1 protein-coding gene is annotated in these 1,034 nt (G+C 59.9%); it reads right to left on the bottom strand.

Going from position 1 to position 1,034, the window contains the following annotated elements:
* Positions 1 to 187 precede the first annotated feature (187 nt).
* Positions 188 to 880, bottom strand: a complete 693-nt coding sequence (locus tag BLS48_RS34725) for a class I SAM-dependent DNA methyltransferase (protein ID WP_038654478.1) — start codon at positions 878 to 880, stop codon at positions 188 to 190.
* Positions 881 to 1,034 lie beyond the last annotated feature (154 nt).

The following is a 1,034-nucleotide window of genomic DNA, read 5'->3' as shown; positions in this document are numbered from 1 at the left end:
ATCTCAACGGCGAGCTTCGCAATCGATTGCGGGCACCGTTCCGACAGCCAGGGCCGAACGTGCCACCACTATTCAAGCCCAAACCGCCTCTCCTGTTCCCGGCTTCTATGCCGTGTTCAGGCAGAAATTCCACTTATAACCCCTGTCCAAATTTCCCGATCCAGCTCTGGTCAACACTGGCTCGCACTCAGCCGCGCAACTCACAGCAGAGGAAGATCTGTTCCTCCGGCAGCAAGTCGGCCGCCGCAGGGGCGTAGGCGGAAGACGTCTCCTGCACGATTGTGAACCCTGCCGCTTCGACCGCCGTACGCAACTCCTCTCGCAGATAGCCTGAGACCCGGATAGTATTTCCTAGGAATGGGACCGGGAAATCGTCCACATCCGCCTCCACCATCGAGAGGGCGAACAAGCCCCCAGGAGCAAGCAGATGACGGACCGTCGTTAGCGCGAGGGGAATCTCCACTCGTGGAAGCATCAGCAGCGAGAAGAATGCCGCAACGGCCTGGAACCGGCCGAGGTCCCTCGGCCCGCCGGGTCGCAAGTCAGCAAGGTCCAGTTGATGGAACGTCGCGCCCTGAACATGCTCGCGGGCGAGTTTCACCATCACGGCAGACAGATCGACACCCACGACCTCCAAACCGGCGTCGAGCAATTGACGTGCGGTTGGGACGCCGGTCCCGCAGCCAAGATCCAGAACCCGTGAACCCGTCGGCAAGGACTTGATCAGCCATTCGCCCGCCAGGACTTGGCCTTCCTTGTGCGGAAAGGCCTCCTCATAGCGATTGCCGATGGCGTCGAAGGCTATTGCCTGACCGTCGCGGTGGAGCCGAAGTGTCTCGTATGTCGCGGTGACGACTGTATGTTTGCCAGGGCTGTTCACGGAAGTATCCTGCTGGTCGGGGAGTTGTGCATTAGCCAAGCAAATGGCGTACCAATCCAGGAGGCTCTGTCGCAAACCTTTCGGTAAGCGGACTATGACATGGAACGCCCCTCAGCTTTGGAGGAGTACGTGATGTTCAAGGGCCGCCATTTCG

Source organism: Mesorhizobium qingshengii, assembly GCF_900103325.1.
Classification (GTDB): domain Bacteria; phylum Pseudomonadota; class Alphaproteobacteria; order Rhizobiales; family Rhizobiaceae; genus Mesorhizobium; species Mesorhizobium qingshengii.
The sequence above is the reverse complement of the archived record's forward strand: the minus strand, read 5'-3'. Positions and strand labels throughout refer to the sequence as shown.